Below are 2,470 nucleotides of genomic sequence, written 5' to 3'. Positions count from 1 at the left end.
TGGCGGGCCACCGACGCGCCGAGGCGGGCCGCCGCCGCATCCTCGTGGATGTCGCCGGGGTCGAGCACGGCCACCCGCAGCGCCCGCACCCCGAGCGCCGCGAGGCGCGGCAGATCATCCGCGCGCACCAGCCGGCCCTTGGCGAAGGCCTTGCGACCGCCGGCGTCGGCGAGGTTGTGGCAGAGAATGTGCCCGACGGACTCCTCGGGCGGCAGGATCGCGATCCGCATGGCGCGCGCCTTTGATGAGGGAACAGGGTACAGGGAACGGGGTACAGTTTCGGAGCGCCACCAGAGGTAGCGTCACACCAAACGATCCCATGGTACCATAGGCCTGCGGGCTCGGCGGCACCGCTGTGTCCTACCTGTTCCCTGTCCCCTGTTCCCTGTCCCCTGTTCCTCAGGAGCATTGTCTATTATGTCTAACCCATCCCTCACCGGCGCCCCGGCGGCGCCCCGCCCCGAGCGCGGCCTCGGCTTCGCCCTCCTCGGCGGCCTCGGGATCACGCTCATCGCCGTGCTGATCGGCGCGGCCTACTGGCTCTGGCTCTCGACCGCGCAGCGCTCGGCGAGCCCGGCCGAGCTGCTCGCCGCCGACACGCAGCTCTACGTCTCGCTCGCGCCCTCCCTGGGCGATATGCCCGAGGGCCAGCAGATTGCCAGCGTCCTGCGCGACCAGATCGGCGTGGGCGACCCCGGGCGCGTGCTCGATAGCGCCGTCAACCTGCTTGGGGTCGACTACAACAACAACCTGATGACCTGGATCGGCGGCACCATGGTGGTGTCGGTGCGCGGACTCGATGTCCAGGGCGAGGCTACGGCGGATCGCCTGCTGCGCGAGGGCGAGGTGGTCTTCCTGATCGGCTCGCGAAACGACCCGCAGGCCGAGGCGTTTATCGAGAAGCACCTTGCGGCCCGCGCGGCCCGCGGCGATGTGATCACGAGCTTCCAGGTGGGCGAGGCGACGGTCTACGCGCAGGAGGGCGGCGCGCCGAGCCCGATCGCGGCATTCACCCTCTTCGAGCACTACCTCATCTTCTCAAACCGGCCCGAGGCGATTACGGCCATGATCGGGCGGCTGTCCAGCGCCGATCAGTCCCTGGCGGCGGTGCCGAGCTTCGCGCAGTTTCGCGAGGGGCTGACCGCGCGGGTGCCGGGCGGGCGCTACACCGTGGCCGGCGATGCGTCCCAGGTGGCGCTCGCCGCCCTGCGCGAGTTGTTGATGCGCCTGGACACGTAGGGCGATCACTGGAGCGTTAGGGCGATTCCTGTTGCCAGCAACAGCACCATGCCCGAGTGAGGGTGTGGGAGAGCTCCGTGCTCCCACAAAAAAACTGATAGTGCTGCGGCGCGGCGTAGCCGCGCCGCAGCACTATCAGTGCGGCATGTGCCTGCTGTGCACACATTAGGGCTATTCCTGCGGCGGCGCGGGCCGCGCGGACGCGGCGACGATCTGCTGGAGGTAGCCCTGCCAGTTGGCCTGGTTGGCCCGGGTGATCCGCCGCACCGCGTCGATATCGCCCGTCTCGCCGGCCTCGTAGGCGGCGGCGAGGGACTCCTGGAAGGTGCGGGCCAGGTCGGCCACGGCTTTGCGCAGCTCGCCGTTCATCTGGCGCTGGCGCCCGAGCTGATCTTGTAGCCAGGCGATCAGGCGGGCCTGCTCGGCCAGCTGCTCGTGGAGGTCGGTGTCGCTCACGGTGTGCCTCTGCTCAGCTCCATCAGTCGGACGCCTCGCCCGCGCGCCTCGCGGCTCAGCACAGCTCGGCCGACTCAATCTTATCGATCGCGAAGGCGCGCACATCCTGGCGCAGCTCGCAGTAGGCCCGCAGGTAGGTGCCGCTCGACTCGCTCGTCAGGTAGATCGGCCTGATGGTGCGCAGCGTTGGCTCGGGGCTGCTCCGCGAGCGGTAGCAGATGCTGATCGCGCGGCCCTCGGCTAGGGCGCGGGCGATCAGCGCGGGGGCCGCCGGCTCGGGCGCGCCTGGCAGCAGGCCGCGCTCAAGCCGCATCGCGTCGCCGAGCGTCTCCACCCCGAGCTCGGCCATGCCTGTCTGAAGGTGCGCGAAGAGGTCGCGCAGGGCCAGCACATCGGCCAGGGCGCGGTGGGTGGGCGTGGTGAGCTGAAGGTCGCGGGCGAGGGATGCCAGGCTATAGGAGGTTCGGCGCAGCAGCCGGCGCGCCAGGGCCAGGGTGTCGAGGGTTGGGCCAGCGAGGTGCGGGCGACCGATCCGGGCCAGCTCGGCGTTGAGGAAGGTCATATCGAAGGGCAGGTTGTGGGCGATCATCACGGCGCCGCTGGCCAGCGCCGCCACTCGGCCGGCCGCACTGTGGAACAGCGGCGCGGCAGCCAGCTCGCTGTCGAGGAAGCCGTTCACCGCCGCCGCCTGCGGGTCGAGCAGTCGCCCCGGCCGCACCGTGGCGCCCAGGTAATCCTCGACCATCGCGCCGCGCACCCGCAGCAGCGCGATCTC

3 protein-coding genes and 1 pseudogene are annotated in these 2,470 nt (G+C 70.5%); 1 reads left to right on the top strand and 3 read right to left on the bottom strand.

Annotation, left to right across the window (positions count from 1 at the left end; translation table 11 throughout):
* Nucleotides 1-230: pseudogene (locus K2Z83_RS20060) on the bottom strand (molybdopterin-binding protein); the annotation flags it as partial.
* A 187-nt stretch (nucleotides 231-417) separates the two neighbouring features.
* Here K2Z83_RS20060 and K2Z83_RS20055 point away from each other — a divergent pair.
* Entirely contained in the window at nucleotides 418-1,239 is an 822-nt protein-coding gene (locus K2Z83_RS20055) for a DUF3352 domain-containing protein (protein ID WP_220596968.1), read from the top strand.
* A 171-nt stretch (nucleotides 1,240-1,410) separates the two neighbouring features.
* Here K2Z83_RS20055 and K2Z83_RS20050 read toward each other — a convergent pair whose 3' ends face one another.
* Both K2Z83_RS20050 and K2Z83_RS20045 read right to left on the bottom strand, forming a co-directional pair.
* The gene (locus K2Z83_RS20050) at nucleotides 1,411-1,695 is read right to left on the bottom strand and encodes a DUF2203 domain-containing protein (RefSeq protein ID WP_220596967.1); all 285 of its coding nucleotides are present in this window, start codon (nucleotides 1,693-1,695) and stop codon (nucleotides 1,411-1,413) included.
* A 55-nt stretch (nucleotides 1,696-1,750) separates the two neighbouring features.
* The coding region (locus K2Z83_RS20045) for an exonuclease domain-containing protein (RefSeq protein WP_220596966.1) at nucleotides 1,751-2,470 on the bottom strand (720 nt) is incomplete at its 5' end.

The organism is Oscillochloris sp. ZM17-4, assembly GCF_019599295.1.
GTDB lineage: Bacteria > Chloroflexota > Chloroflexia > Chloroflexales > Chloroflexaceae > Oscillochloris.
Note: the sequence above shows the minus strand (reverse complement) of the source record. Positions and strands in the feature narration are given on the sequence as shown.